22 protein-coding genes are annotated in these 24,515 nt (G+C 58.3%); 9 read left to right on the top strand and 13 right to left on the bottom strand.

Features of this window, described 5'->3' with window-relative positions:
- Positions 1 to 15: 15 nt before the first annotated feature.
- The 3 genes from ACWFTY_RS01775 to ACWFTY_RS01765 all read right to left on the bottom strand — a co-directional run bounded on the left by ACWFTY_RS01775 (position 16) and on the right by ACWFTY_RS01765 (position 4,809).
- Entirely contained in the window at positions 16 to 2,205 is a 2,190-nt protein-coding gene (locus tag ACWFTY_RS01775) for a 3-hydroxyacyl-CoA dehydrogenase NAD-binding domain-containing protein (RefSeq protein WP_447525691.1), read from the bottom strand.
- A gap of 89 nt (positions 2,206 to 2,294) precedes the next feature.
- A complete protein-coding gene (locus ACWFTY_RS01770) occupies positions 2,295 to 3,509 on the bottom strand; it encodes an acetyl-CoA C-acetyltransferase (RefSeq protein WP_447525690.1) in 1,215 nt (404 codons plus the stop codon).
- A gap of 139 nt (positions 3,510 to 3,648) precedes the next feature.
- Positions 3,649 to 4,809: an acyl-CoA dehydrogenase family protein gene (locus ACWFTY_RS01765; RefSeq protein ID WP_447525689.1), complete on the bottom strand. Its 1,161-nt coding sequence runs from the start codon at positions 4,807 to 4,809 to the stop codon at positions 3,649 to 3,651.
- A 155-nt stretch (positions 4,810 to 4,964) separates the two neighbouring features.
- Between ACWFTY_RS01765 and ACWFTY_RS01760 the strand changes: the two genes are divergently transcribed.
- Positions 4,965 to 5,531: an NADPH-dependent FMN reductase gene (locus tag ACWFTY_RS01760; RefSeq protein ID WP_447525688.1), complete on the top strand. Its 567-nt coding sequence runs from the start codon at positions 4,965 to 4,967 to the stop codon at positions 5,529 to 5,531.
- A gap of 232 nt (positions 5,532 to 5,763) precedes the next feature.
- Here ACWFTY_RS01760 and ACWFTY_RS01755 read toward each other — a convergent pair whose 3' ends face one another.
- The 5 genes from ACWFTY_RS01755 to ACWFTY_RS01735 all read right to left on the bottom strand — a co-directional run bounded on the left by ACWFTY_RS01755 (position 5,764) and on the right by ACWFTY_RS01735 (position 11,964).
- On the bottom strand, positions 5,764 to 8,280 hold the full coding sequence (locus ACWFTY_RS01755) for a TonB-dependent receptor (protein WP_447525687.1): 2,517 nt from the start codon (positions 8,278 to 8,280) through the stop codon (positions 5,764 to 5,766).
- Positions 8,281 to 8,524: 244 nt separating this feature from the next.
- Positions 8,525 to 9,136: a uridine kinase gene (gene udk, locus ACWFTY_RS01750; protein ID WP_447525686.1), complete on the bottom strand. Its 612-nt coding sequence runs from the start codon at positions 9,134 to 9,136 to the stop codon at positions 8,525 to 8,527.
- Positions 9,133 to 10,077: an isopenicillin N synthase family dioxygenase gene (locus ACWFTY_RS01745; protein ID WP_447525685.1), complete on the bottom strand. Its 945-nt coding sequence runs from the start codon at positions 10,075 to 10,077 to the stop codon at positions 9,133 to 9,135. The genes udk and ACWFTY_RS01745 overlap by 4 nt, the downstream gene beginning before the upstream one ends.
- A 44-nt stretch (positions 10,078 to 10,121) precedes the next feature.
- Positions 10,122 to 11,357: a NupC/NupG family nucleoside CNT transporter gene (locus tag ACWFTY_RS01740; RefSeq protein ID WP_447525684.1), complete on the bottom strand. Its 1,236-nt coding sequence runs from the start codon at positions 11,355 to 11,357 to the stop codon at positions 10,122 to 10,124.
- Positions 11,358 to 11,394: 37 nt separating this feature from the next.
- Positions 11,395 to 11,964: an LOG family protein gene (locus ACWFTY_RS01735; protein WP_447525683.1), complete on the bottom strand. Its 570-nt coding sequence runs from the start codon at positions 11,962 to 11,964 to the stop codon at positions 11,395 to 11,397.
- 126 nt (positions 11,965 to 12,090) lie between these two features.
- Between ACWFTY_RS01735 and ACWFTY_RS01730 the strand changes: the two genes are divergently transcribed.
- Both ACWFTY_RS01730 and ACWFTY_RS01725 read left to right on the top strand, forming a co-directional pair.
- Entirely contained in the window at positions 12,091 to 12,732 is a 642-nt protein-coding gene (locus ACWFTY_RS01730; RefSeq protein WP_447525682.1) for a queuosine precursor transporter, read from the top strand.
- Positions 12,729 to 13,499, top strand: coding sequence for a hypothetical protein (locus ACWFTY_RS01725; RefSeq protein ID WP_447525681.1), 771 nt, complete (start codon positions 12,729 to 12,731; stop codon positions 13,497 to 13,499). The genes ACWFTY_RS01730 and ACWFTY_RS01725 overlap by 4 nt, the downstream gene beginning before the upstream one ends.
- On the opposite strand, the gene ACWFTY_RS01720 is transcribed toward ACWFTY_RS01725, so the two are convergent.
- From ACWFTY_RS01720 to ACWFTY_RS01700, 5 genes are all read right to left on the bottom strand, one after another.
- On the bottom strand, positions 13,500 to 14,102 hold the full coding sequence (locus tag ACWFTY_RS01720; protein ID WP_447525680.1) for a nucleotidyltransferase family protein: 603 nt from the start codon (positions 14,100 to 14,102) through the stop codon (positions 13,500 to 13,502). It abuts the gene before it with no gap.
- A complete protein-coding gene (locus ACWFTY_RS01715; protein WP_447525679.1) occupies positions 14,099 to 14,575 on the bottom strand; it encodes a c-type cytochrome in 477 nt (158 codons plus the stop codon). The genes ACWFTY_RS01720 and ACWFTY_RS01715 overlap by 4 nt, the downstream gene beginning before the upstream one ends.
- Positions 14,576 to 14,588: 13 nt before the next feature.
- Positions 14,589 to 16,796: a molybdopterin cofactor-binding domain-containing protein gene (locus ACWFTY_RS01710; RefSeq protein WP_447525678.1), complete on the bottom strand. Its 2,208-nt coding sequence runs from the start codon at positions 16,794 to 16,796 to the stop codon at positions 14,589 to 14,591.
- Between the two features lie 3 nt (positions 16,797 to 16,799).
- Positions 16,800 to 17,279: a (2Fe-2S)-binding protein gene (locus ACWFTY_RS01705; RefSeq protein ID WP_447525677.1), complete on the bottom strand. Its 480-nt coding sequence runs from the start codon at positions 17,277 to 17,279 to the stop codon at positions 16,800 to 16,802.
- 102 nt (positions 17,280 to 17,381) lie between these two features.
- Positions 17,382 to 18,140 carry a hypothetical protein gene (locus ACWFTY_RS01700; RefSeq protein ID WP_447525676.1) on the bottom strand — a complete coding sequence of 253 codons (759 nt, stop codon included), beginning with the start codon at positions 18,138 to 18,140 and terminating at the stop codon, positions 17,382 to 17,384.
- Between the two features lie 120 nt (positions 18,141 to 18,260).
- On the opposite strand from ACWFTY_RS01700, the gene ACWFTY_RS01695 reads away from it, so the two are divergent.
- From ACWFTY_RS01695 to ACWFTY_RS01670, 6 genes are read left to right on the top strand one after another with little or no spacing between them, the layout of a single operon-like run.
- The gene (locus ACWFTY_RS01695) at positions 18,261 to 18,929 is read left to right on the top strand and encodes a hypothetical protein (RefSeq protein WP_447525675.1); all 669 of its coding nucleotides are present in this window, start codon (positions 18,261 to 18,263) and stop codon (positions 18,927 to 18,929) included.
- Entirely contained in the window at positions 18,926 to 20,203 is a 1,278-nt protein-coding gene (locus ACWFTY_RS01690) for a DUF4350 domain-containing protein (protein WP_447525674.1), read from the top strand. Before ACWFTY_RS01695 ends, ACWFTY_RS01690 begins: the two co-directional genes overlap by 4 nt.
- A complete protein-coding gene (locus tag ACWFTY_RS01685) occupies positions 20,200 to 21,156 on the top strand; it encodes an AAA family ATPase (protein ID WP_447525673.1) in 957 nt (318 codons plus the stop codon). Before ACWFTY_RS01690 ends, ACWFTY_RS01685 begins: the two co-directional genes overlap by 4 nt.
- Positions 21,153 to 22,475 (top strand): DUF58 domain-containing protein, encoded by a 1,323-nt coding sequence (locus ACWFTY_RS01680; protein ID WP_447525672.1) that lies wholly within the window; start codon positions 21,153 to 21,155, stop codon positions 22,473 to 22,475. The genes ACWFTY_RS01685 and ACWFTY_RS01680 overlap by 4 nt, the downstream gene beginning before the upstream one ends.
- On the top strand, positions 22,472 to 23,494 hold the full coding sequence (locus tag ACWFTY_RS01675; RefSeq protein WP_447525671.1) for a stage II sporulation protein M: 1,023 nt from the start codon (positions 22,472 to 22,474) through the stop codon (positions 23,492 to 23,494). The genes ACWFTY_RS01680 and ACWFTY_RS01675 overlap by 4 nt, the downstream gene beginning before the upstream one ends.
- Entirely contained in the window at positions 23,491 to 24,432 is a 942-nt protein-coding gene (locus ACWFTY_RS01670; RefSeq protein ID WP_447525670.1) for an RDD family protein, read from the top strand. The genes ACWFTY_RS01675 and ACWFTY_RS01670 overlap by 4 nt, the downstream gene beginning before the upstream one ends.
- The last annotated feature ends 83 nt before the right edge of the window (positions 24,433 to 24,515 follow it).

Below are 24,515 nucleotides of genomic sequence, written 5' to 3'. Positions count from 1 at the left end.
TTGCTTCGATCAGGCCTAAGCGGCTTTGTAAAAGCTCTCGCCCTTGTCCGCTTTCTCGCGGAAGCTCATCGGTGGTTTGAACCGCTCGCCAAATTTCTGTGCCAGATTGTCGGCGATACGGACAAAATTGTCGACGCCCATTGTATCGATATGGCTCATCGGACCGCCGGTCCAGGGGGCAAAGCCCCAGCCGAAGATCGCGCCAAGGTCGGCGGACTGCGGATCGGAAACAACGCCTTCGTCGAAACATTGCGCGGTGGCGATCAGCTGGATGAACATCAAACGCTGTTTGACCTCTTCAACATCCGGCTGCTCTTGGGCGAGAGGGAAATGATCGGCAAGGCCGGGCCAGAGCTTTTTCGATCCATCGTCGGCATATTCGTAGAAACCACCGCCAAAGCGCCGTCCGCGACGGTCGATCTGCTTGACCATGATATCCATCAGCTCTTCGGTGCCACTCGGCACATAGGCATCGCCCAGTTCTTCCTTGGTCGAGGTCATGATGTCGTAGCCGAGTTGCAGGGTCGTTTCATCGACCACGGCGAGCGGACCAATCGGCATACCCATGGCGATGGCAGCATTTTCGATCAGCGCAGGTTTCACGCCCTCTGCCACCATCAGCATCGCTTCATTGGCATAAGGCGGGAACACGCGGTTGGTGTAGAAGCCGCGAACATCCTTGACGACAATCGGAACCTTGCGAATTTTTGCGTTATAATCGAGCGCAACCGCCAGAGCCTTGTCACCGGTTTCGGCGCCAGGGATGATTTCCAGCAGCGGCATTTTTTCAACCGGAGAGAAGAAATGCATCCCGATAAACTGGTCAGGGCGTTCGCTGTTCTTCGCCAGGCCGGTGATTGGCAGGGTCGAGGTATTGGAAGCGAAAATCACATCCTTGCCGATAACCGCTTCGGTCTTCTTGATCACATCGGCTTTGACATCGGGGCGTTCAAATACCGCTTCGATGATCAGGTCGACATCTTTCAGATCGTCGTAATTGTCGGTCGGGGTGATCCGCGCCATGAAGGCGTCGGCCTTTTCCTGGGTCATCTTGCCACGCTTCACGCCCTTGTCGACGATCTTCTGGCTGTAATCGATGGCCTTTTGCGCCTCTTCCATATTGCGATCGAGCACGATGACATTCATCCCGCCCTTGGCGGTGACATGGGTGATGCCGGAGCCCATCAGGCCTGCGCCGAGTACGCCGACCGTCTTGATGTCGGACGGTGGAACGCCTTCGGGACGGGCTGCGCCTTTTTCTGCGGCCTGTTTGTTGATGAACAGGGTGCGGATCATATTCTTGGCTTGCGGACCGGACAGCAGCTTGGTGAAATATTTGCTTTCCACCCTCAGCGCGGTGTCCATTGGCAACATTGAACCTTCGTAGAGGCAGGACAGGATCGCCTTGACCGCTTCATAATTGCCCTTGCTCTGCTTCAGCGCAATCGCCGAGGAGCCGAGATAGAGCGGCACGGCGCGGGGATCCATCGATCCGGCGCCGCCGGGGAATTTATAGCCCTTCTTGTCCCATGGTGCGGAGGCCTTGGGATTGGCCTTGACCCACTCCTTGGCTTTCGCGACGACTTCGTCCGCAGGAACGACTTCATCCACGATTTTCTGGGCGAGCGCTGCTTGCGGATTCATCGGCTGGCCCATCATGATCGCCATGCCTGCGGCCTGAAGTCCTGCGAGACGTGGCAGGCGCTGGGTTCCACCGCCGCCTGGCAGCAAGCCAACCTGTACTTCGGGCAAGCCGAGCTGAATCTTGGGATTGTCGGCGCAAACGCGATAATGGCAGGCCAACGCAAGTTCGAGACCGCCGCCAAGCGCAAGGCCGTTCAGGGCACAAGCGACCGGTTTGGCGTGGGCGGTACCTTTGAGCAGGTCCTTGGCGCTGTTTCCGCCGGTTTCCATGCGGCGCAGCATGCCGTTCAGCTCCCAGGCGCTTTCAAACGCTTCGGCCAAGCTGGCGGCTTTCGATGCGCCGAGCATGTTGAGGTCGGCACCGGCAAGGAAGCCGGACTTCTTGCCCGATGTAATCACCGCGCCCTTGATTTCGTCCTTGCTGATCAGCTCTTCGACGAAGGTTTTGAAATCAGTAATGAGGCTTTGGTTCCAGACGTTCATCGACTGGCCGGGAAGATCGATGGTGACCAGCGCAATGCCGTCGCTGTCGATATCAACCGTGAATGTTTCGTAGGTCATGTGTTCTGTCCTGTATTCGTTTTCCGGCAAAGGCCGGAATCCAGTTCAAAAAGGGAGCCTGCCCCCGGTCTTGGCGGGGGGACAGTCAATTAGTTCACCCGCTCGATAATCGTGGCGATGCCCATGCCGCCGCCGATGCAAAGCGTCGCGAGAGCGGTGGACTTGCCGGAACGTTCGAGCTCATCGAGTGCGGTACCGAGGATCATCGCGCCGGTTGCGCCGAGCGGATGGCCCATCGCAATCGCGCCGCCGTTGACGTTCATGACGCTGTGGTCGACATTCATCGCATCCATGAAGCGCAGAACGACGGCGGCAAAGGCCTCGTTCAATTCCCATAGATCGATATCATTTGCTGTCATTCCGGCACGTTCCAGTGCCTTCTTGGCGGCAAATTCCGGGCCGGTCAGCATGATCGTCGGTTCGGAGCCAATAGCGGCCATCGACACGATCCGTGCCCGCGGTTTCAGGCCGAATTTATCGGAAGCGCCTGCATTGCCGACCAGTACGGCCGCGGAACCATCGACGATGCCGGAGCTGTTACCGGCATGGTGGACGTGGTTGATCTTCTCGATCTCGGGATGCTTGAGGATCGCGACATCGTCAAAGCCGGGCATCTGTTCGCCCATCATCTTGAAAGCAGGGCCAAGCGCGCCGAGTGATTGCATATCGGTTTCGGGGCGCATCAGTTCGTCCCGATCGAGCACGACTTCGCCAATCACGTCGCGGATTGGCAGGATCGATTTGGCGAAGCGCTTCTCGTCCCACGCTTTGGCGGCGCGTTTCTGGCTTTCTACCGCATAGGCGTCGACGTCGTCGCGGCTATAGCCATATTTGGTGGCGATCAGATCGGCGGAAATGCCCTGAGGCACGAAATATTCCTGAAAGACGAGGGTCGGGTCGGCCATGCCGCCGAGACCGTCGCTGCCCATCGGGATGCGCGACATGGATTCGATGCCGCCACCGATAGCCAAATCGGTTTCACCGGAGCAGACCTTGCCCGCTGCAATGTTCACCGCTTCCAGACCGGAACCGCAGAAACGGTTGACCTGGATCGCCGATGTCGTGTCGGCATAGCCGGCTTTCAGTGCTGCCATGCGGCTGATCACTGCGCCTTGCTCGCCGACGGGAGAGACACAGCCAAAGGCGATGTCTTCGACTTCGTGGCCCTCTAACTCGTTGCGATCGTTGATCGATGCCAGCACTTGTGCGGCGAGGTCGAGAGCGGTGATTTCATGCAGGGCGCCATCGTTGCGGCCCTTGCCGCGCGGCGATCGCACTGCGTCGTAGATAAAGGCTTCGGTCATTTGGGGTTCCTCTCGCTGGAAGAATTGGAAGGATGTTGCGCAATGCTAATGGTGCAGTGCAACACAGTCAAGCAGTTTACGTAAACGTCAACCAAGCCAGGAGGCGACTCGCCCCTGACCGGCTCTATTCCGCTATAAACTATTCGAGGATCGATTGGTATTTCTGGCTGAAAACGTCGCGGCCGACGATGTAGCGCATGATTTCACTCGACCCGGCATAGATGCGGCTCATCCGGGCGTCGGTGAAGATCCGGCTGATTTCATATTCTTTCATATAGCCGGCACCACCATGCAGCTGGAGCCCGAGATCGGCCATTTCCCACTCGATTTCGCTACCCAGCATCTTGCCCTTGGCAGCGATATTGGCGGTCAGTCCGCCCTGGTTATGGATATCGACACAATGGTCGACATAGACTTGCAACATGTCGATTTTTGCGTCCATTTCCGCCATTCTGAACTGGGTATTCTGCATATCCGACAATTTCTTGCCGAAAACATCCCTATCCATGACAAATTCGCGCGTAACGTCAAAAGCGCGCCGTGCGGATGCGGCATAGCCGACCATCGCGATCAGCCGTTCCTCGGCCAGCCCCTCCATCAGATGGATGAAGCCCTTGCCGGGGGTGCCCAAAGTATTTTCCTTTGGTATCTTGACGTCATTGAAGAACAGCTCAGCTGTATCCTGCGCATGAAGGCCGATTTTCTCCAGATTCTGTCCGCGCTCGAAGCCGTCCATACCACGCTCGAGGATCAAAAGGACCATCGCATGCTTGTCTTCTACCCCGTCAATCTTCGCAGCGACGATCACGACGTCGGCGTTGATGCCGTTGGAGATATAGGTTTTGGACCCGTTGAGCAGCCAATGGTCGCCCATGTCCTTCGCCGTGCTTTTCATGCCCGAAAGATCGCTGCCCGCGCCGGATTCGGTCATCGCAACGGCAAGAATGGTTTCGCCGCTGACGCATTTCGGAAGAAAGCGCTCGCGCTGTTCTTCATTGCCGATATTCTTGAGATAGGGGCCAACCAGACGGCTGTGGAGAGTGTTATACCATTCGGCGCAGCCGGCTCGCGCGGTTTCCTCGATGATGATCTGCTCGTAGCGGAAATCATTATCGCCCATGCCGCCATATTTTTCGTCCGGCCAGATCATCAGAAAGCCCTGGTCGCCGGCTTTCTTGAATATCTCCCGGTCGACAATGCCGGCTTCGCGAAACTCGTCCATCCGGGGGGCGACTTCGTCGGCGAGGAAGCGGCGATAGGCATCGCGGAACATATGCTGTTCTTCGGTAAATTTGCGCATGGGATAATCCTTTGGTCCGAGGAGAGTAGAGCGCGCGCTCAAAGCCCGCTAATTGTCGCCGGTCTTAATGGGCCAAATTTAATCGGTCAATTAAGAAACAGGCTGGTTGCACAAGGCCGTTGCAATTGCCCGCTAATCATCGGTATGGCGTTCCGGTGGAACAGACAAAAAAACCTTTCATCCTAGGGCTTGGCGGTACGACCAGCCCCATTTCCTCAACCGAAATGGCGTTGGCGATTTCATTGCAAGCCGCTGAAGCTGCCGGAGCAGAAACCGAACTGTTCGGATCGGATCGCCTGATGGCGCTGCCGCATTACCGTTCGGACCCGGCCGGTATCAACCAGACCGGCAAGGATCTGGTAGAGCTGGTGCGCCGCGCCGATGGCATATTGATATCGAGTCCCGGCTATCACGGCACCGTCTCCGGTCTGGTCAAGAACGCCATCGACTATATCGAAGAAACATCGACCGATGATCGTACATATCTGGATGGCTTGCCCATCGGGCTGATCGTGACGGCGCATGGCTGGCAAGCGGTCGGTAGCACCTTGGCGGCTCTGCGTTCGATCGTCCATTCGCTGCGCGGCTGGCCGACTCCACTCGGCGTCGGAATCAATGCATCCGGGGGAATGTTCAGTCAGGGCATTTGCACCGACGAAGGCGTCAACGAGCAGCTGAAAATGGTTGCCGAGCAAGTGATGCTGCGCGCCGAAGCACGCTGAATCGTTCCGGCGGGTCCATGCCGTAAAAGGCCGGACGCCATATTATAATTACCTTGAATATCTAGCGGGTCACCGGCCCGTATCTGCTGCGCCTGCAGCGGACACGGTCTATCGGTCGCTGTCGGAACAGGTTACGCAATGAAAAACGGCGGCGCTTTTCAGCACCGCCGTTTTCATATTTTTGTGTGTCCGGCGAGATATTGCATCACACCGGGTTACCTAGCCTATCGGCTTAGTAGCCGAAGATCAGCGAGATGCTCGCTGCGCGGGGAGCGCCGATCTGGACGAATGGCGCGTTGCCATCCAGATCGCCGCCGAAGCCGCCGACATAGAGTTCGTCGAACAGGTTGGTAACGTTCAACTGAAGCGCAACATCATCGCCGAACGGATTCTGCGTGATCGTCCAGCGAAGGTCGAGGTCGACCAGCGTGTAGCCGCCAACAGACCGTTCATTGGTGTCATTCACCCAACGCTTGCCGGTATGTTTGACCTGGGCACCCAGTTCGAAGTCACCAAGGCGTTGCTGCACCCGGGCACCGACGGTCCAAAGCGGGGCGCCGCTTTCGTTCTTGCCGGCAGTGAAAGCGAAGATCGGATCACCGATAACCGCACATTGTGCGAGCCCATCGGCAAGGTCGTCAGCATCGCAGTTGCCGGTCTGAACGTCGTCCTTGATTTCGGACTCGTTGATCGAACCGAAGACATATACCATCGTGTCACGTGACGGTGTCCACGCGATCGAACCATCAAGGCCATATTTGTCGACGCGACCAAGGTTCCGGAAGATTGTTTCTTCGAGAAGCGGGTTATAGGCCGATGCGAGCCGGTTGTTATAGCGTGTAAACCAGCCAGCAAACTGGGCCTGGATGTTGCCGGTCCGATAGCGAAGCCCCAAATCGAGACTGTCGGTCGTTTCGGGTACTGGCTGCACGCCCGGAGCATCCTCAGGGAAGTAGAGCGAGTCATAGAGCGGATCGGTTGCCGGAACGGAAAGACCCTTGGCGTAGTTCGCAAAGACGGATGCGCTACCGAAAGCGTAGGTCAGGCCTACGTTCGGAAGGATATCATCATATTTATATTTTCGCGATGTTGGCAGGGCCGAACCGCTTGGTTCGTTGGTTACCGGATCGTAGACATAGGGGTTTGCCGCTTCATAGGCCGCGCTGGTGCCGCCGATACAGTCCAGGAAACCGCTTGCCGAAGTCGTGTAGCAATTCTGGTTCAGTTCGCGCGTGAAGAATGGCGCGCGCACCCCGACAACCGCAGTAAGGTCGCCGAAATTGCCCCGATATTCACCGGAAATCTGGTGCAATGTTGCGTAAGACTGACGGTCGCGTTTGTTGAGTTCGAACCCATCGACGGTTACCAGGCCGTCGTTAACCGGGAAAACATCAGGAATGTCGCCGTTGAGAAGCGCTACCGAGGTCTGGCCCGTCTGACGGTGGTTGGCATCGTCATAAGTATAAGCGAGACGGAAGCGATGGTCCGGATTGAGCTCGTAGGAGAGGTTGGAAATGACACCGAAGCGCCGGGTGCGGGTCTGGCTGGGATCAAAGCCGCTGACTTCGTCCAGAACATCGCCGTCACCGTTCAGGTCGCGTCCGTAATAATATCTCCCGCTGATGAAACCGGTCATTTCGACGCCGCCGACATTGCGGGTCTGCTCTAGCAGTTCTTCATTGCCGCCGCCGTTGGCCTTCACATATTGGTAGCTCGGGTCGACCGACAGGACTAGACCGTCCGCCAGGGTGAAACGCGAGGCACCGCGAATGTTGCCCGTGTTCGAAGGGTTGAAGCGACGATCAAATTCGGCACCACAACCATTGGCTTCCTGGGCCGTACCAGCTTGAGGCGCATCAACCGTACATGGATAATCAATGTCGTAGAACCGGTCTGCCCGTGTTTCCGGGAAGTCGTCCAGGGAGAAGGAGCCGAAGAAATTGTTCCGGCTTTCGTTATAGTGACCGGCGATAGCGATGAAGTCGCCATTGCTGCCAATATCCTGCCAGATGCGAGCATTATACTGCTGCTTTTCGACAGTGCCGTAGTTGTTGAATGGGTTATTATAGCGAACATAGCTGGCCGAAGCAAAAGCCTTGGTGCCGAAACCGGTAAGGTCGCCGGTGTCGATCATTCCAAAGCCGCGCATGTAAAGGCGGCTGCGGTTATCGTTATCGCCTTGAGCGAATGTGCTACCAACCGACAGCGTGCCGGTGAGCTTGAACTCGTCGCTGGGCTCGCGTGTACGAAGGTTGATCGTGCCGCCGACGGCAGAAGCGGTCGGGCTATCAACGTCGGTCACGCCGAGGTTTACATTGACCTGCTCGATGATTTCCGAGTCGACCTGCTGGCTGGTATAAAGCGCATAGTTGCCCGAATCGTTGAGCGGCAGACCGTCAAGCGTCTGGGAGATGCGATCGTCGCTGAAACCGCGGATCGTGAACGAACCGCCGGAAGAACCCCAAGGGTCGTTATTCTGGAAGCTGACACCGGGAACAAGGTTGATGATATCATTGACCGATTGGCCAGGGCGCTGGCGACGAATGATTTCTTCGTCGAGAACCTGCTTCGCCTTTGGTGTATTCGGGATTTCCACGCCGCCAACATCGTTGGTCCGGCCGCCCGTGACGATAATCACGTCTTCTTCAAAGCCGACGGTACCCGTCGATTGAGCTGCCGCTGACGTTGCCATCAGGCCGGCTGTGGAAAGGCTGACGACGCTAGTCGCCAAAAGATATTTGATTTTCATGATGTGAATTCCCCGTTCATGAACCGCATTAAAAGAAAGTCTTGTGCTGAGAGCTGGCAAAATTTGTGCACTGCCAGACCAACGCACGAGCAGCTCTAGGGGCCCTTAATGACAGTTTTGTCTCAATTGAAACGGGAAATGCCGCAGTGCAGCATTTTCTATTTATAGCGGAGCGATTCTGCTTGGCCGAATTGGTGGCAGGCTGATCGAATTCAGCGGGGTGCTTCTGATTAGCGCACTGATTTTACGGTAATATTTTTGACAAGATCAGGCGAAGCGGTTGTTCATAGTGCGATTCTGACTGTTGCGAATTTATCACGATATCGGCATGCGTCTTTGAAGGTTCGACATGCAAATCGTGCATCGGTCCGACCTGGTTGGCAAATTGTTCGTGCACCGACTGCGCCGTGCGGCCCCGTTCGCGGACGTCCCGTTCGAGTCTGCGGGCGAAGCGGGTTTCGGAATCGCATTCGACGAAGATGCTGAGGTCGAGCAGGTCGCGCAGCGGCTGGTGCTGCAGAATCAATATGCCATCGAGCAGAATGACCGGGCGCGGCTCGGTGCGCTCGGTCTCGGTTTTCGGCATATGGGTCGGGAAGTCATAGAGCGGCCGGTCGATTGCCTGGCCGCTTTTCAGTTGCGCGAGCTGATCGCACAGCATGTCAAAATCCACCGCATGGGGGTGATCGAAATTGGGTCCACCCTTCCCCTGCGGTGCATCGCCAAGGCCGTAGAAATAATCATCCTGCGGTAGGATCACGCATTGATCTGGGCCGAGCGCTTCGAACAAAAGCTGTGTCAGGGTCGATTTCCCGGAACAGCTGCCGCCGCTGATGCCAACCACTTTTGCGGTCATGCCAGGCCGATTTCGCGCAGGCGCTGCATCAGATATTCGTGCGCGGTGATCGGTTCCGGATAGAGGTCCGGGTGTTCGTCATCGACGCAGTTCGGCAATGTCTCGATAGAATAGTCGGGTCGGAAGTGGAGAAAAAAGGGCATGGAGTAGCGCGAGAAGCCGCGCCGCTCGGGTGCCGGGTTGACGACGCGGTGGGTTGTCGAGGGCAGGTGGTTGTTGGTCAGTCGTTGCAGCATATCGCCGATATTGACTGCGAGTTCCCCCGCCTTGGGGGTGACCGGCCGCCACTGGCCGTTTTTGTCGAGCAGTTCCAGGCCGGCTTCTTCAGCACCGATCAGCAGGGTGATTGTGTTGATATCCTCATGCGCTCCGGCGCGGACCGCTGGCGAGTCTTCGGGCACCGGCGGATAGTGGATCAGCCGCATCACCGAATTCCCATCGCGCACCGTGTCGACGAAGAAATCCGGGGCCAGTCCGAGAAAGCGCGCGATCGCCTCTAGAATGCGCGCGCCGGCCTTGTCGAAGGCGGCGAACATCTCGAGATATGTTTCGCGGAAACCGTCGAGTTCTTTCGGCCAGACATTGGGCGGCATGACCGGCTCGAACGGATGTCCCGCAGGCAGATCGCGGCCGATATGCCAGAATTCCTTGAGATCGCTGATGTTGCTATCCTTGGCGCTTTCGGTACCGAAAGGCGTGTAGCCGCGGGCACCACCACCGCCGGCTATGTGATAGAAGCGCTTGACCTCTTCGGGCAGGGCAAAAAAGGCGCGCGACATGGCTTCGGCGCGCTCGATCAGTTCCGCCGGGATGCCATGGTCGGCGACCACGGCGAAGCCCCAGTCGGAAAAGCTGCGGCCGATGCGTTCGGCAAATGCACTGCTGTCTTCGTCCGCCATGGCGAGCGAAACGGCGGCCAATGTGTCTGGGTTCTGGGTCATGGTCTTAAAATGCGCTCTCGTGATTCTTTGTCAATCGGGATCAATCAGCCGAGCGACAGCAGGATGCCGGCGAGCGCCGCGCTCATCAGATTGGCGAGCGACCCAGCGGCCAGCGCGCGCAGGCCTAGCCGGGCGATGACCGGGCGCTGGTTGGGTGCGAGGCCGCCGGTGACGGCAAGCTGGATGGCGATGCTGCTGAAATTGGCAAAACCGCACAGGGCGAAGATGACGATGGCATTGGTCAGCGGCGAGATACCGTCCTGGATCTTGCCCAGTTCGATGAACGCAACAAATTCGTTGAGAACGACTTTGGTCCCGAACAGGCCGCCAGCTCCGAGGGCTTCGTTCCAGGGCACACCGAGCAGGAACATGATCGGGGCAAAAATATAGCCGATGATCATCTGGAAGCTGAGATCCGGCATGCCGAACCAGCCGCCAATGCCGCCGAGCAATCCATTGGCCATCGCGACGAGAGCGACAAAGGCCAGCACCATCGCGCCGACCGCCACTGCCAGTTTGACACCGGTCTGGGCGCCCATCGCAGCGGCCATGATGATATTGGCGGGTTTTTCGTCTTCATATTCGACCGCGACAAGCAGCTCTTCCGGAGCGGGATCTTCGGGATTGTCGGGCATGATGATCTTGGCCATCAATATCCCACCGGGCGCCGACATGAAAGCGGCGGCGAGCAGATAGTCGATGCGGATACCCATCGCGGCATAGGCGGCGAGGATCGTACCCGCGACGCCGGCCATGCCGACACTCATCACGGTGAACAGCTGTGACTGGGTCAGGCTGGGGAGATAGGGGCGGATGACCAATGGCGATTCCGACTGGCCGACGAAGATATTGGCGGCGGCACAAAGCGATTCGACCTTGGAAATGCCGGTAATTTTCTGGATGCCGCCACCGACCCATTTGATGATGAACTGCATGATTCCGAGATAATAGAGAATCGAAATCAGCGCCGAGAAGAAGATGATCACGGGCAGCGCGGCAATCGCGAAACTGTTGCCGCCAATTGACGGATCGGCGAGCGGGCCAAAGATGAAATTGGTGCCGGCCGAGGCATAGCCGAGCAGATTGGATACGCCGAACGCCATTGCCTCGATGATCCGCTTCCCGGCAGGAATATAAAGTACGATCACGGCAATCCCGGCCTGCAGGGCGAAAGCGGCGCCGACCACGCGGAAACGTATATTTTTTCGCCCGGTCGACAGGCCGAAGGCGATCAGCAGGATCAATGCCATGCCGGCAAGGCTTGTCAGGATCGGTATCATCGGACTCTTCCAGTCAATTTTGCGGTTCGGATCCGACTCACCACGTAAAGCTGCCAGTCTCTGTATTGCAGGCGGCGGCGAGCCGGTCGAGGCAGTCGTCGATATTGTCGGAGACGATCAGATGTTTGCGCCGTTCGGCGGAGACGAATCCCTGTTCCGACATTTTGTCGAGAAAATCGATCAGCGAATCCCAGTAGCCGCCGATATTCAAGATGGCGAAGGGCTTGTTATGATAGCCGAGCGCGTTCCAGCTCCACGCCTCGAACAATTCGTCCATCGTGCCGACGCCGCCGGGCAAGGCGACAAAGGCATCGGTGAGATCGGTCATCTTGGCTTTGCGATCGTGCATATTCTTGACGATGTGCAGCTCCGTGACACCGGTATGCGCGACTTCCAGATCCTTCAGCATCTCCGGAATTACACCATGGACCCGGCCGCCCTCGGCGAGCACGGTGTCGGCGATAATCCCCATCAGACCGAGCCGGCCGCCGCCATAGACCAGCTCGACATTGCGCGCGGCCATGGTCTTGCCGAGCAATATTGTCGATTCGGCATAGGCCGGGTCTTGCCCGGCATTGGCGCCGCAATATACTGCCAGTCTCTGCAAATTATCCCCCGATAGCGCGACACAAGAGGCCGCGATCTGCTGCTTTTGATATTCTTTCCCCTATAGAAAAAATCACACTTGTGACTATTTCTTTTTTTTCGCCGCCGTTCGCGCTAGGCAATTGCGATGACCGAAACATCGAAAACCAACCTCATCCCGCGATCTCTATTCGTATTTGCCGTGCTCTACGGCGGAATGACCTGCATTGCCGGAATATTGGGCGCGAAACAGGTGGCGATCGGGCCCTTGGCGGTAGAATCCGGCATTTTCCCTTTCCTGCTGCTTGTGGTCCTGTCCAGCTCGGTCGCCGAGCTGCATGGCCGGGATGTCGCCAACCGGCTGGTCCGCTTCGGCTTCATTCCGCTGATCACCGCGATCATCCTAATCCAGATCGTATTGGCGCTGCCGACCGATCCGGGCATGTATGAACCGGCGAAAGAAGCCTTTCCGATCATATTGTCGCAGGGCGCTCGGCTGATGTTTGCCGGCATTATCGCTTATGGCGTGTCGCAATTTCTAAACGTCTATATTTTCTCCCGCCTCGCCAATATGAAGGGCGCGATGCTCGCATTGCGCGCCGCCATTGCCAGCGCCCTGTCGCAGATTGTCGATACGCTTATTTTTATCACCATTGCCTTTTACGGCGAACGGCCAATCGGACAATTGCTGCTCGGTCAGGGGTCGGCCAAAGTGGTATTGTCCTTCCTGCTGGTGCCCTTCCTGATCGTATTTTTCGTGAAACTGGGACGGAGACTGGATCGCGAATGAAGGCTCTTGCGGCCTGCCTTTCCACTCTCTTTATTGGTCTTACGAGCTGTGCGCCCCAGACAGTTGCATCCCCTCCCGAAGGCGCAACCATAATTTCCATCGTTGGAGCCATTCACGGCCAGCATCGCAGTAGCGAGCGTTACTCGCTAGAGGTGCTGCGACAGGTCATTGTCAAATTTGATCCGGATGTCGTGATGGTGGAACTGCCACCCGAAAGTTACGAGAAGGCTTCCGCGAACTTTGATCAATTTGGTCAAGTACAGGAAAGCAGGGCCGATGATTTTCCGGAATTGACCGATGTTGTTTTTCCGTTGCGCAAGGACTTGGGATTCGAGATGATTCCGGTCGCTGCCTGGACACCGGACATTGCTGCCGAACGGCGCGCAATGGAAAAGCGGCTTGAAAAGGATCCTGCGCGCGCAGATGACTGGTCAGAATATCAGGCGGCCATCCGGCGCTATAACAAGGCTGTCTCGGGCCGCTCGGATGACCCCGCTTTCCTCCATTCCAGCGCCTATGACGAGGCGGTCAAAGCCCGCCAGGAAACTTATGAGCGCCTGTTCGGTGACGATCTCGGGGCTGGCGGATGGCGCGCGATCAATGCTGCCCATCTGGCCCATATCAATGCCGCTCTGGATGCGGTCTCGGGGCAGGAAAAACGTATTCTGATCCTGTTTGGCGCGGCGCATAAATATAAGATCTTAAAAGGACTGGAGGCGAGAGAGGATGTCTTTCTGGCCGAGCCCGCTGCGCTTTTCGGTGAATAACTAGCCGATTTTATCGAATGTCAGATTCGCCCGAGCCAGGTCGTCCTCGGTATCAATATCCATAAGCATGTGATCATCGCCCGCCACCAGATGGGCATCCATCAGCAGCCTGCGAGCGCCAGCATCCCCTTCCAGTTCCAACAGCCTTTTCAGCGCACCGGACGGGAAAATCGCTGGCGGCATTGCTTGTCCGCCGCGGGAGGAGGCGACCGTGCTTTTATTACCCGATTGTTCAAAGGCCTCGATCAACTTGTCGAGATGGCCGCGCGTGACGAACGGCATGTCGGCCAGCATGATGCACAGCGCTGTTGCGCCGGTCTCGATGGCGTGCGCAGCGGCAAGCCGGACGGAGGTCGCCTGACCTTGGGCGGCGTTTTCATTGGTGATCACACGATATCCCAGATCACTCCATTGCGCCGCGCAGGGATGCACAGGGGAACCGATCACCAGTTTTTGCGAGAACGGGATGCCCGCGCCTGTCCCGGCTGCGTGCAGGCCGAGCATCTTGTCGCCAAGCAATGCGGCCAGCTTGTCCCGATCGCCGAATCTGCGGGATTGTCCGGCCGCCAGCAATGCCAGCATGATGCCGGAATGTTCGCTCAATTGACGTTGGCGCTTTCGATATAGGCGATGACTGCCTGGCGTTTGGCCGAGTCTGCGATTGCTCCGGCAACCATTGTCGTGCCCGGAACTTTTGCCGCCGGATTGGCGATGAAACTATCCAGCTCTGCGGCTGTCCAGGTAATGCCAGAGGCCTTCAAGGCGTCTGAATAGGCAAAACCGGGGACTGCTGCTGCCGCGGCCCCGACAATCCCGAAGAGATTGGGACCAGCGCCATTGGGCGCGCCCTGTTCCAGGCTGTGGCAGGCGGAGCAATTGGCGAAGGCAGCTTTTCCATCGGCGAGCAGCGCGCTGGCTGGAGCGTCCGCATTGGTCTCTGCGGCAGCAACGGCGACGGCTGGTGCCGCTCCGGGTTCGCGAACGATGATTTGCTCCACCGGCCCCGGTGCCGGATCCGCACCACAGGCGGCGAGAAGAAAAACGGAAAGGCAGGCAAGGGTTCGCGCTGTGGTCATGTCTTGACTCCGATCAGGCAAAGCTGTGTTTGGACAAAGGCAGTTCGCGAATTCGCGTACCGGTGGCAGCGAAAATCGCATTGGTGACAGCGGGGGCAATCGGCGGCAGGCCGGGTTCACCACCACCGCCCAGACGCTCGTGATCCCCATTGATCAATTCTACTTCGACCTCCGGCATCTCGTCGATCCGCAGCATCGGATAGTCGTGGAAATTGCTTTGCTGGACCGCGCCGTCCTTGACCGTGATCTCGCCATAGAGCGCTGCGGTCAGGCCATAGACAATCGCGCTTTCCATCTGCGCGGTAAAGCCGTCGGGATTGATGACAAAGCCGGGATCGGCGGCGACATAGACTTTTGTCACCTTCGGCTTGGGTCCGCTCATATCGACTTCGGCGACTTGCGCGACGATCGACCCGAAGGACGGCACAAAGGCAATCCCCCGACCGTGTTTTTCAGGCAGCGCGCTGCCCCAGCCGGACATTTTCGCGGCGGTCTCGAGCACCTTCAAGTGACGCGATGATTCCGCCAGCAGGTCGCGGCGGAAAGCATAGCCATCCTTGCCGGCGGCATGGGCCATTTCATCGACAAAGGATTCGATGAAGAAGCCGTGCTGGCTGTGGTCGACCGAACGCCAGGGTCCGAAGCGCAGATGCATCGGCACGTCGACCTTGCGAATCTTGTGACTGGCAATGTTGTAATAAGGGATGGTTGGCGCGTCTGCGGGATCAAACAAATGGGTGTGGATATTGTCCCAACTGACGGCTTTGCCATCCTTGTCGAGCCCGCCCCGGAAACGACTGGTTGCCGAAGGCCGGTAATGGTCCTGCGCGGTGTCTTCTTCGCGCGACCAGATCATCTTGACCGGATAGCCGGTGGCGCTGGCGATCCGCGTCGCCATGGTGATATAGTCACTCGTTGAACGGCGACCAAAGCCGCCGCCGAGATAGGCGTTGTGGTAAGTTACATCCTCGAACGCGAGCCCGGCGGCATCGGCAGCGGCCTGGCGCGCATTGACCGGCGCCTGATGGCCCGACCACACATCGCATTTGCCATCGCGGACCCATGCGGTGCAGTTCATCGGCTCCATCGTCGCATGGGCGAGGAAAGGCACTTTATATTCGGCTTCGACCTTGGTCGCCGCACCGGCAAAACCCTTGGTGACATCGCCCGCTTCGGTCTGCATATCGCCGCCGTCTTCACCGGCTTCGTCGAGATAGGTGGCGTAACGGGCGAAGATAGCGTTGTGATCAAGGCTGTCGCCTTCGGTCTTGCTATATCGGGCCTCAATCGTGTTCAGCGCCTGCTGTGCCTGCCAATAGCCATCGGCAACCACCGCAACAAAATCGCCCATGTTGAGGATCTGCAGCACACCGGGCATGGTTTTGGCGGTTGTTGCATCCATGGATTCAACCGTAGCGCCGACGACAGGAGCGGCCTTGACCGCTGCATATTTCATCCCCGGGACCTCGGCGTCAATGCCGAAAACCGCGCTGCCATCGACCTTTGCCGGAATATCGTGGCGGGCCTTTGGCTGGCCCATGATTTTGTAATCTTTCGGCGATTTGAGCTTCGGCTTGGCCGGCAGGCTTTGCTCCGCTGCGGCACGGGCGAATTTCGCAAAGGGTTCGGACTTGCCGCTCTTGGCGTGCGAAATCATGCTGTCCGCCGTAGTGATTTCGCTCGTCGGGACTTGCCATTCGCTCGCGGCTGCTTCCACCAGCATTTCGCGGGCAGCAGCGCCAGCGGTGCGCATCGCACGCTGGCCGGTGGCGCGCACCGAATAGCTGCCGCCGGTAAATTGCAGACCCATTGCTTGTGCCAGTTCCAATATGCCGCCCGCGACGGTGGGTTCGAACAGTGCCGGGACTTCGAGATCGGGAAACAGGAAATCGCGACCGATAGAATCGGATACATATTGTTTGTCGGCCGGTGCTTCGAGGATCTGCACCTTGTTCCAGTCGGCATCCATCTCGTCCGCCAGCATCTGGGCGAGCGCGGTATAGACACCCTGCCCCATTTCGACATGCGGGATGACGGCGGTGACAATATTATCGGTATCGACCTTGACCCAGGCATTGAGCAGCTGTTCATTCTCGCCATTGGTGAGTAGCGGACTCAGCTTGTCTATCGGATTGCCCTGACGGACGGCAACGCCGACAACCAGAGCGCCGCCAGCTGCCACACCGGCGCCGATGAAAGCGCGTCTTGACCATTTGCCCATGATCTAAGCCTCCACTTTCGCGGCTTGTTCGATGCCCGCGGCAGCCTTGATTGCCTTGCGTATCCGGCCATACATCCCACAGCGGCAGACATTACCGGCCATTGCGGCGTCGATCTGCGCGTCACTCGGATTGGGGTTGTTTTGCAGCAATGCTGTTGCCGACATGATCTGGCCGGACTGGCAATAGCCGCATTGCGGGACCTGTGCTTCGATCCAGGCCTGCTGGACCTTGTGCAGGGTGCCGTCTTCGCTGGCGATGCCTTCAATGGTTGTGATTGATTTGCCCTCGGCTGCGGAAACCGGCGTCGAACAACTGCGCACCGGTTGGCCATCGAGATGCACCGTGCAAGCCCCGCACTGGGCAATGCCGCAGCCAAATTTGGTGCCGGGCATTTTCAGATTCTCGCGCACGACCCACAATATCGGCGTCGCCGGGTCGGCATCGACCTCTTTGGTCTGACCGTTGACGTTCAGCTTGATCATGCAAATTTCACCCGGATGATTGAATGGCAATATGCAACCTATAGGCAGATAGGCCGCATATGCCAACACGCCTGTTGGCTGACACCACCCGATGATTGCAAGTCAGGCGAATACGTCGGCCAGTGCGTCGGTATTGCCACCCTCTTTCACTATGCGAAGATCGACATAGACTGCAGCAATCCCTGTACCCTGTATGGCGGCGGTAAGCGTATTGATGACCAGCCCGACGAGCATGATGGCTATGGGGCCGGCCAAGACGAACGGTATCATGAGCATTCCCAATATCATCGAGAGTATGATGTAAACCACGAACAGCAGCACGATCCAGCGCTTGGACCCTTTGGTCAATTCCGCACTGCGCTTCAGGGAATCGATGATCCCCTTGTCTTCGGCCATCATGACGGGCGAGGCTACAATCCACATCAGAGCCAGAATAAGGCCCGGTATTATCAGCAATATCATGCCAGCCATTATGCCCAATGTCATCACTATGCCGAGGCCGATCAAAGGCAATAATTTGCCGACAGCGTGACCGACGCATTCGCCCAGGCTGACCGGTTGTCCATTGAGGTCCTTGACCGTGGCGATAATGAACGTGGCCTGCAGCAAAACCGATAATATCATGACCAGCAGCCAGCCACCTGCGGCTGCGGCAATCATGGACGGGGAACTGAACATCGCCATCATCGCGTCCGGATCGCTGCTTGCGGTTGACGCGCCGGTGGCCAGTTGAACAAGGGCCTGTGGCAGAGCGACAATCAGGAATGACAGGCCAAGAAAAATCAGCGGATTGCGCATGATAACACCAAATGTGTTATTCAGGACCCGTCCAATATCCAGATGCTCTGCTGTGTCGGCCATCTCATATCCCCCTCTTGTCGTTGTCAGATCAAGTTGTCACAAATTGCACGGGAGGTAAAGCTTAACAAAACAACCATCTTGGCACTTGCTCGATCCGTTTGTTTCTGCGACATCTTCATTGTGGCAACGGACGCACAAGTACAGGGTGACAATAACACCGCTTCTTTCGACCTTGCCTGGGATGACGTCCGCGCCGATGCGAATGTCCAGTTCACACCGACCCCTGCACCCCAGCCGCCGGTCTGGCCACAATGGTGGCTGGATTTCCTTAAATGGCTGGGCGAAGCGCTCATGCCCGTGATGGAAGCATTTGCGGCGGCATGGCCAATATTACGGATATTGTTGCTGCTCGCGCTGGCCGCGGGCGTACTGACTTTGGTCTGGGTGATAATGGCACCCTATGTCGAGCAATGGCGCCGGCGAAAGCCCGTGGCCGAAGAAATCTGGCAGCCCGCTCAGGGGGCCGCCCGCGAGTTGCTGGCGGAGGCAGAGGCGCTGGCCGCCATCGGACAATTTGACCAGGCGGTCCGCTTGCTGCTCCACCGCAGCATTGCCGATATCGAAAAACATCGCCCGGACCTGCTGCGACCATCCAGCACGTCGCGCGAGATCGGGCGTTTTGACAGCCTGCCGGACGCCTCGCGCGCGATGTTTGCGGTGATCGCCGGCCAGGTCGAACGCGGGCTGTTCGCCGCTTTGCCGATCGACGAGAAAGGCTGGCAGGAATCGCGCGACGCCTATGCCGATTTTGCGCTCAGGGAAACCTGGCGGGTGGCGGCGAACGGATGAGCGTCCAGGCCAATCCCTTTCAGCGCACGACCATCATGGTCATGTTCGCGGTCAGCTTCACGGCTTTTATCGCCCTGTTGTACGGACTGGGCATGGGCGACCCTTTGGCATCGGGCAAGAACGGCGATGCGCACGGCGCGTCCAACAGCATTGTCGGCTACAAGGCGTTGGCCAGTCTACTCGAAAAAACCGGCGTGTCGGTGCAATATTCGCGCTCCCCGGCGGGCATGGATGACGAGGGGCTGCTTATTCTGACGCCCGGACCGTTTACACCCACCGAAGAAATTGACGCTGTGGTCCAGCAGCGTTCCTATGTCGGACCGACGATGATCATTTTGCCGAAATGGCAGGTCGGCAAAAGCGAGAAGCTGAAAAAGGGCTGGATGTTGCGCGGAGATCTGTGGGGCGGGGATCCGGGCGAGGAAATGCTGAAGGATCTGGCCGATGTCAGCATCTCGGTTGATGACAAGGCCCGTCCCGGCGACCTCCTGGTTTCGGCGGTCGGCGGGTCCGTGAAAACACCCGAACATCCGGTCACGATCAAGGGTGATTTCATCCGCACGATCGTGCGGGGGCCGTCCAAGGGCGCGCTGGTCGCCTATCTCGATGATGGCGGCGTCTATGCGCGGCTGGACAGACTCGATGAATCGCACATCACCGATGAAGACGAGATAGACGAGGACTTTTATCCGGTGGTGATCGTCGCCGATGCCGATCTGCTCAACAATGCGGGCATGGCCGACAAGTCGACCGCGCGCCATGCCGTTGCGCTGATCAAGGCGGCTTCGGCGGCCAGTGATGGTGGCGTGACATTCGATCTGACCTTCAACGGTCTGGGTAGCGCGACAAATTTGCTGACGCTGGCGTTCAAACCACCGTTTCTTTCGGCCACCCTCTGCCTGATCACAGCGGCACTGGCTGCGGCGTGGATGGTCTTCAACCGCTTCGGACCGCCGATCAGGGAGAAACGCAGTCTGGACTTCGGCAAAGCCGCGCTGGTCAACAACAGCGCCGCGTTTATCAGCCGGATGCAGCGCGAATATCTGGTGACGGACCGCTATGCCGAAATGATCCGCGCGCAATCGGCGGAGGCGGTCGGGATCAGCCCGCTGGCCAGTGAACAGGAAATCCACGACAAGCTGGATGAACTGGGGGAGAGCGAAGGCAACCGTTTCTCCGCCCTGTTCCACCAGCTCGTTCGCGCCAGCAAACCACAAGAAATTGCCGACGGGGCCGCGGCCCTCTACGCCTGGAAAAAGGAATTTATCGGATGAACATCGACGAACTGAAGATGCTGGCGGACAATATCCGCGGACAGGTGGCCAAGGCGATTATCGGGCAGGAAGAGATTGTCGATCATCTGCTCATCGCGTTATTCTCGTCCGGCCATGTGCTGCTCGAAGGACCACCGGGCACGGCCAAGACTTTCCTGGCGCAATGTTTTGCGGCTACGCTGGGTCTCGATTTCGGTCGCGTCCAGTTCACTCCCGATCTGATGCCGGGTGACATTATCGGGTCCAATCTGTTCAATTTCCAGACCAGCCAATTCACCCTGACCCGCGGCCCGATTTTCTGTGATCTGCTGCTCGCCGACGAAATCAACCGGACGCCGCCGAAGACGCAGGCAGCGATGCTCGAGGCGATGCAGGAACGGTCGGTGACGATTGATGGTCAGACTCATGCGCTCAGTTCACGCTTCATGGTGGTCGCCACCCAGAATCCGATCGAGCAGCAGGGCGTCTATCCGCTGCCCGAGGCCCAGCTCGACCGGTTCCTGTTCAAGCTGCTGATCGAATATCCCGATGTGGAGGAAGAGAAAAAGATCGTCAGCCAATATGGCGCGCGGATCGGCGCGCCGGTGGCGAAGGACTTCGGTATCGAACAACAGGTCGATAGCGCGACGCTGACGGCGGCGACGGAAGCCGTGCAGTCTGTGAAGCTGGTCGAGGATGTCGTCGACTATGTGGTGCGGCTGATCCGGGCGACCCGTGAAACGTCTGATCTGGAAAATGGCGCCAGTCCGCGCGCCGCGATCATGCTGGCCCATGCCGCCCGCGCCCGGGCGGCAATCTCCGGCCGCGACTATGTCATTCCCGATGATGTGAAGGCGCTGGCCCCTTCGGTGTTGCGCCACCGGACGATATTGTCTCCGGCCGCCGAGATTGAAGGCCGCCAGATCGATAGCATTATCTCCGGGCTGGTTGAACGGACGGAAGCGCCCCGTTGAATTTCTACCCGACCGGACGGGCTATCTGGCTCATTGTGCTGGGCGCGCCGATCGCTGCTATTCTGGCGGCGATCGTCCCGGGTTTATGGGCAATTGGTGCTGCCTGGGCACTGATGCTGTTGCTGCTGCTCCTGCTCGACGGGCTGGTCGCTGCCAAGGTCAATGATGTGCGGCTGGCGGTGGCCAATAGCGCTGAAATCGGGGCTCCGCTGCAGCTGGCGCTGGCGGCGGAATTTTCCGGCAGGATCGAGCCGCGCAACCTGTCGGGCAATCTCGGACTGGACGAGCGCCTGGCGGAAGACGGGGCGGTTGCCTTTTCACTGGAACGCAACGCTTTGGCAGATGGCGCCTTTTCCGGTCAGGCCACTATCGTTCCTGTCCGCCGCGGGACCGGTGAGATCGGCAGGCTCTGGCTGAGATGGAAGGGGCCGCTTGGTCTGGCCTGGCGCCAGATCCAGAAACAAAGCACGCAGAGCGTGGCGGTGATGCCGAATATTGCGGCGATCCGCAGTCCGACCATCCAGATGTTCCTGCGCGATTCCGTCTTCGGTCTGCTCGCCCGCAAAATCCGGGGTGAAGGCAGCGAGTTTGAAGCGCTGTCAGAATATCAGCCGGGCATGGACCGGCGCAGTATCGACTGGAAAGGATCGGCGCGGCACAGCAAATTGCTGGCCAAGGAATATGACGCCGAACGAAACAACCAGATCGTGTTCGCGCTGGATTGCGGTTCCGCCATGTGCGAGCCGATTGACGGTCTGCCGCGTATCGACCGGGCGGTGTCGGCAGCGCTGCTGACCGCCTATATCACGCTGAAGGCAGGGGACCGGACCAGCCTGTTCAGCTTTGCCGCGAAACCCGAATTGTCGACGCCCTTCCTTTCGGGCAGCCGCAATTTCTTCAGGCTGCAGCAAGAAGCCGCAACTATTGATTACCGGCATCAGGAGAGCAATTATACATTGGCGCTGTCGACCTTGCAGAGCCGGCTGCAGCGGCGCTCGCTGATCATCATTTTCACCGACTTCACCGACCCGACCGCAGCTGATCTGATGCTGGAGGCGGCGGCGCGGCTGATCGACAAGCATCTGGTGCTGTTCGTGATATTGCAGGACCGGGAACTGACCGGAATTATCGACAATCCGCCGGAAAGCGCGGAGGATGTCGCGCGGGCGGTGATGGCGCAAAATCTCCTTGATCAGAAAAATCTGGTGCTGACGAAACTCCGGCATATGGGCATTGATGTCATCGAAGGCGCGCATCAGGATATCGGAACACGGCTGATCAACGCCTATCTCAACATCAAAAGGCGGGGCAGCCTGTGAGCAGCGAACAGGCCCTGACCGCAGCGGTTCTGCGCAGCGACCGCTTCCGGCTGGAACGGGAAGCGGACTGGATCCGGCTGGAAGACATTGTCACCAAAATGGAGAAGGGCAAGGCCCGCCGCCTGTCGGATGACGATGTGCTGGCGCTGCCGACGCTCTACCGGACGCTGCTGTCCAGTCTGTCGATCGCCCGCGAAAATTCGCTCGACGCCGGCCTGATTGACTATCTCGAGGGACTCGCTCTGCGCGCCTATTTCATGGTCTATGGCACGCAGAGCAGTTTCGGGCGCTGGCTGAGCAGCTTTTTTGGCGGTGGCTGGAGCCGGGCGGTCCGGGCGATACAATTTGATATCTGGGTTGCCCTGCTGGTGATGATCGCGGGCGCGGTGATCGGCTTTATATTGGTCGCAGGCGACAGTGACTGGTTCTACGCGCTGGTACCGGGAAATTTCATGGATGCCCGGGTTCCGGGGGCGAGCGAAGAAGCCCTGCGCGGGACGCTTTTCGGCGCGCAGGATGAGGGCGGCCTCGCTGTGTTCGCCGCCTTTCTGTTCAGTAACAATGCGCAGGTCGCGCTGCTTGCCTTTGCGCTGGGTTTTGCCTTTGCCATCCCCAGCATATTGCTGCTGATCCACAATATGGCGCTGCTCGGCGCGATGCTCTGGGTATTTGCCCAGCGCGAACTGACGATTGATTTTGTCGGCTGGCTTTCGATCCACGGAACGACCGAGCTGTTTGCCATTTTGCTGGCTGGCGCCGCCGGAATTCATGTCGGCCGTTCGATCGCCTTTCCGGGTACCAAATCGCATCTAAAGGCGGCGAGCGATGCGGGCAAACGGGCCGCTCTGGTCATGGCCGGAGTGATCGTCATGCTGATCTGCGCCGGTTTGCTCGAAGGCTTCGGCCGTCAACTGATCAACAATACCGCCGCTCGCTTTGGCGTCGGCGGCGGCATGTTATTGCTGTGGCTGGTCTATTTCATCGGCTTTGGCCGGGAACGGCGGAGGCCAGACGCATGAGCGGGAGTAAAGCCGTCGAACCGTGGATTCGTCATTCCGCCAATCCGAAGCTGGACCGGATCATGATCACCCCGGAGGGTGTGGCGCTGAATGTCACGATCGCCGCAGCGGGGGCTAGGGCGGGAGCGCTGCTGCTGGATCTGGTGATAATACAACTCATCGCCATTCTGGTCGCTCTTTTATGCCAGGCCTTAGCGGTTCTATTCGTGATGGGGGGAGCGGCTTTTTCTGATTCGGATGGGCCAATGGGATTGATCACCATTGTGTATTTTATAACAAATTTTCTGCTGTTGAACGGCTATTTCATCTATTTCGAACTGGGACACAAATCGGCCACCTGGGGGAAAAGGGCTGTCGGTATCCGGGTGGCGAGCCGGGACGGCAGTCGCCTGACTGCAGAAGCGATTATCGCGCGCAATATCGTCCGCACCGTTGAACTGTTTCTGCCTCTGTCATTCCTGGGCTCGGTTGAAGCCGGTGGGTCGCTGGTTGATCTGACCGCCTGGGCGGGGCTTCTCTGGGTGCTGATGTTCATGCTCTTTCCGCTGTTCAACAAGGACCGGCTGCGCGGTGGCGACGTGATCGCCGGGACCTGGGTGATCCAGAATGTGAAAAAGAATCTCGGAGATATTGTCGCGCCCTCGGCGGCGATAGCGCCCGACGGGGCCGCGCCGACGGCACGCTATCAATTTTCCGATGCAGACCTGTCGGTCTATGGCGAATATGAATTGCAGACGCTGGAGAATGTCTTGCGCAGCGATCAGGATGACGCACTGGAAAAGGTTGCGGCGTCTATCTGTCAGAAAATCGGATGGGAACCGGGTAGCGGTGACGAGCGAATCTTTCTCGAGGCTTATTATACCGCGTTGCGCGCCCGGCTGGAGCGCAGCATGCGATTTGGCCGGCGACGCAAGGACAAATTTTCTGCCGAGGAATAGGTCGCGGGATCGCGGCGATCCGGCATTGCCGTAGCGTCAGCTTAATTGCTCGGTTAATTGCTTGTTTCCGGCGGTTTTCAGCT

This window comes from Parasphingorhabdus sp. NYA22 (genome assembly GCF_976973735.1).
The sequence above is the reverse complement of the archived record's forward strand: the minus strand, read 5'-3'. Positions and strand labels throughout refer to the sequence as shown.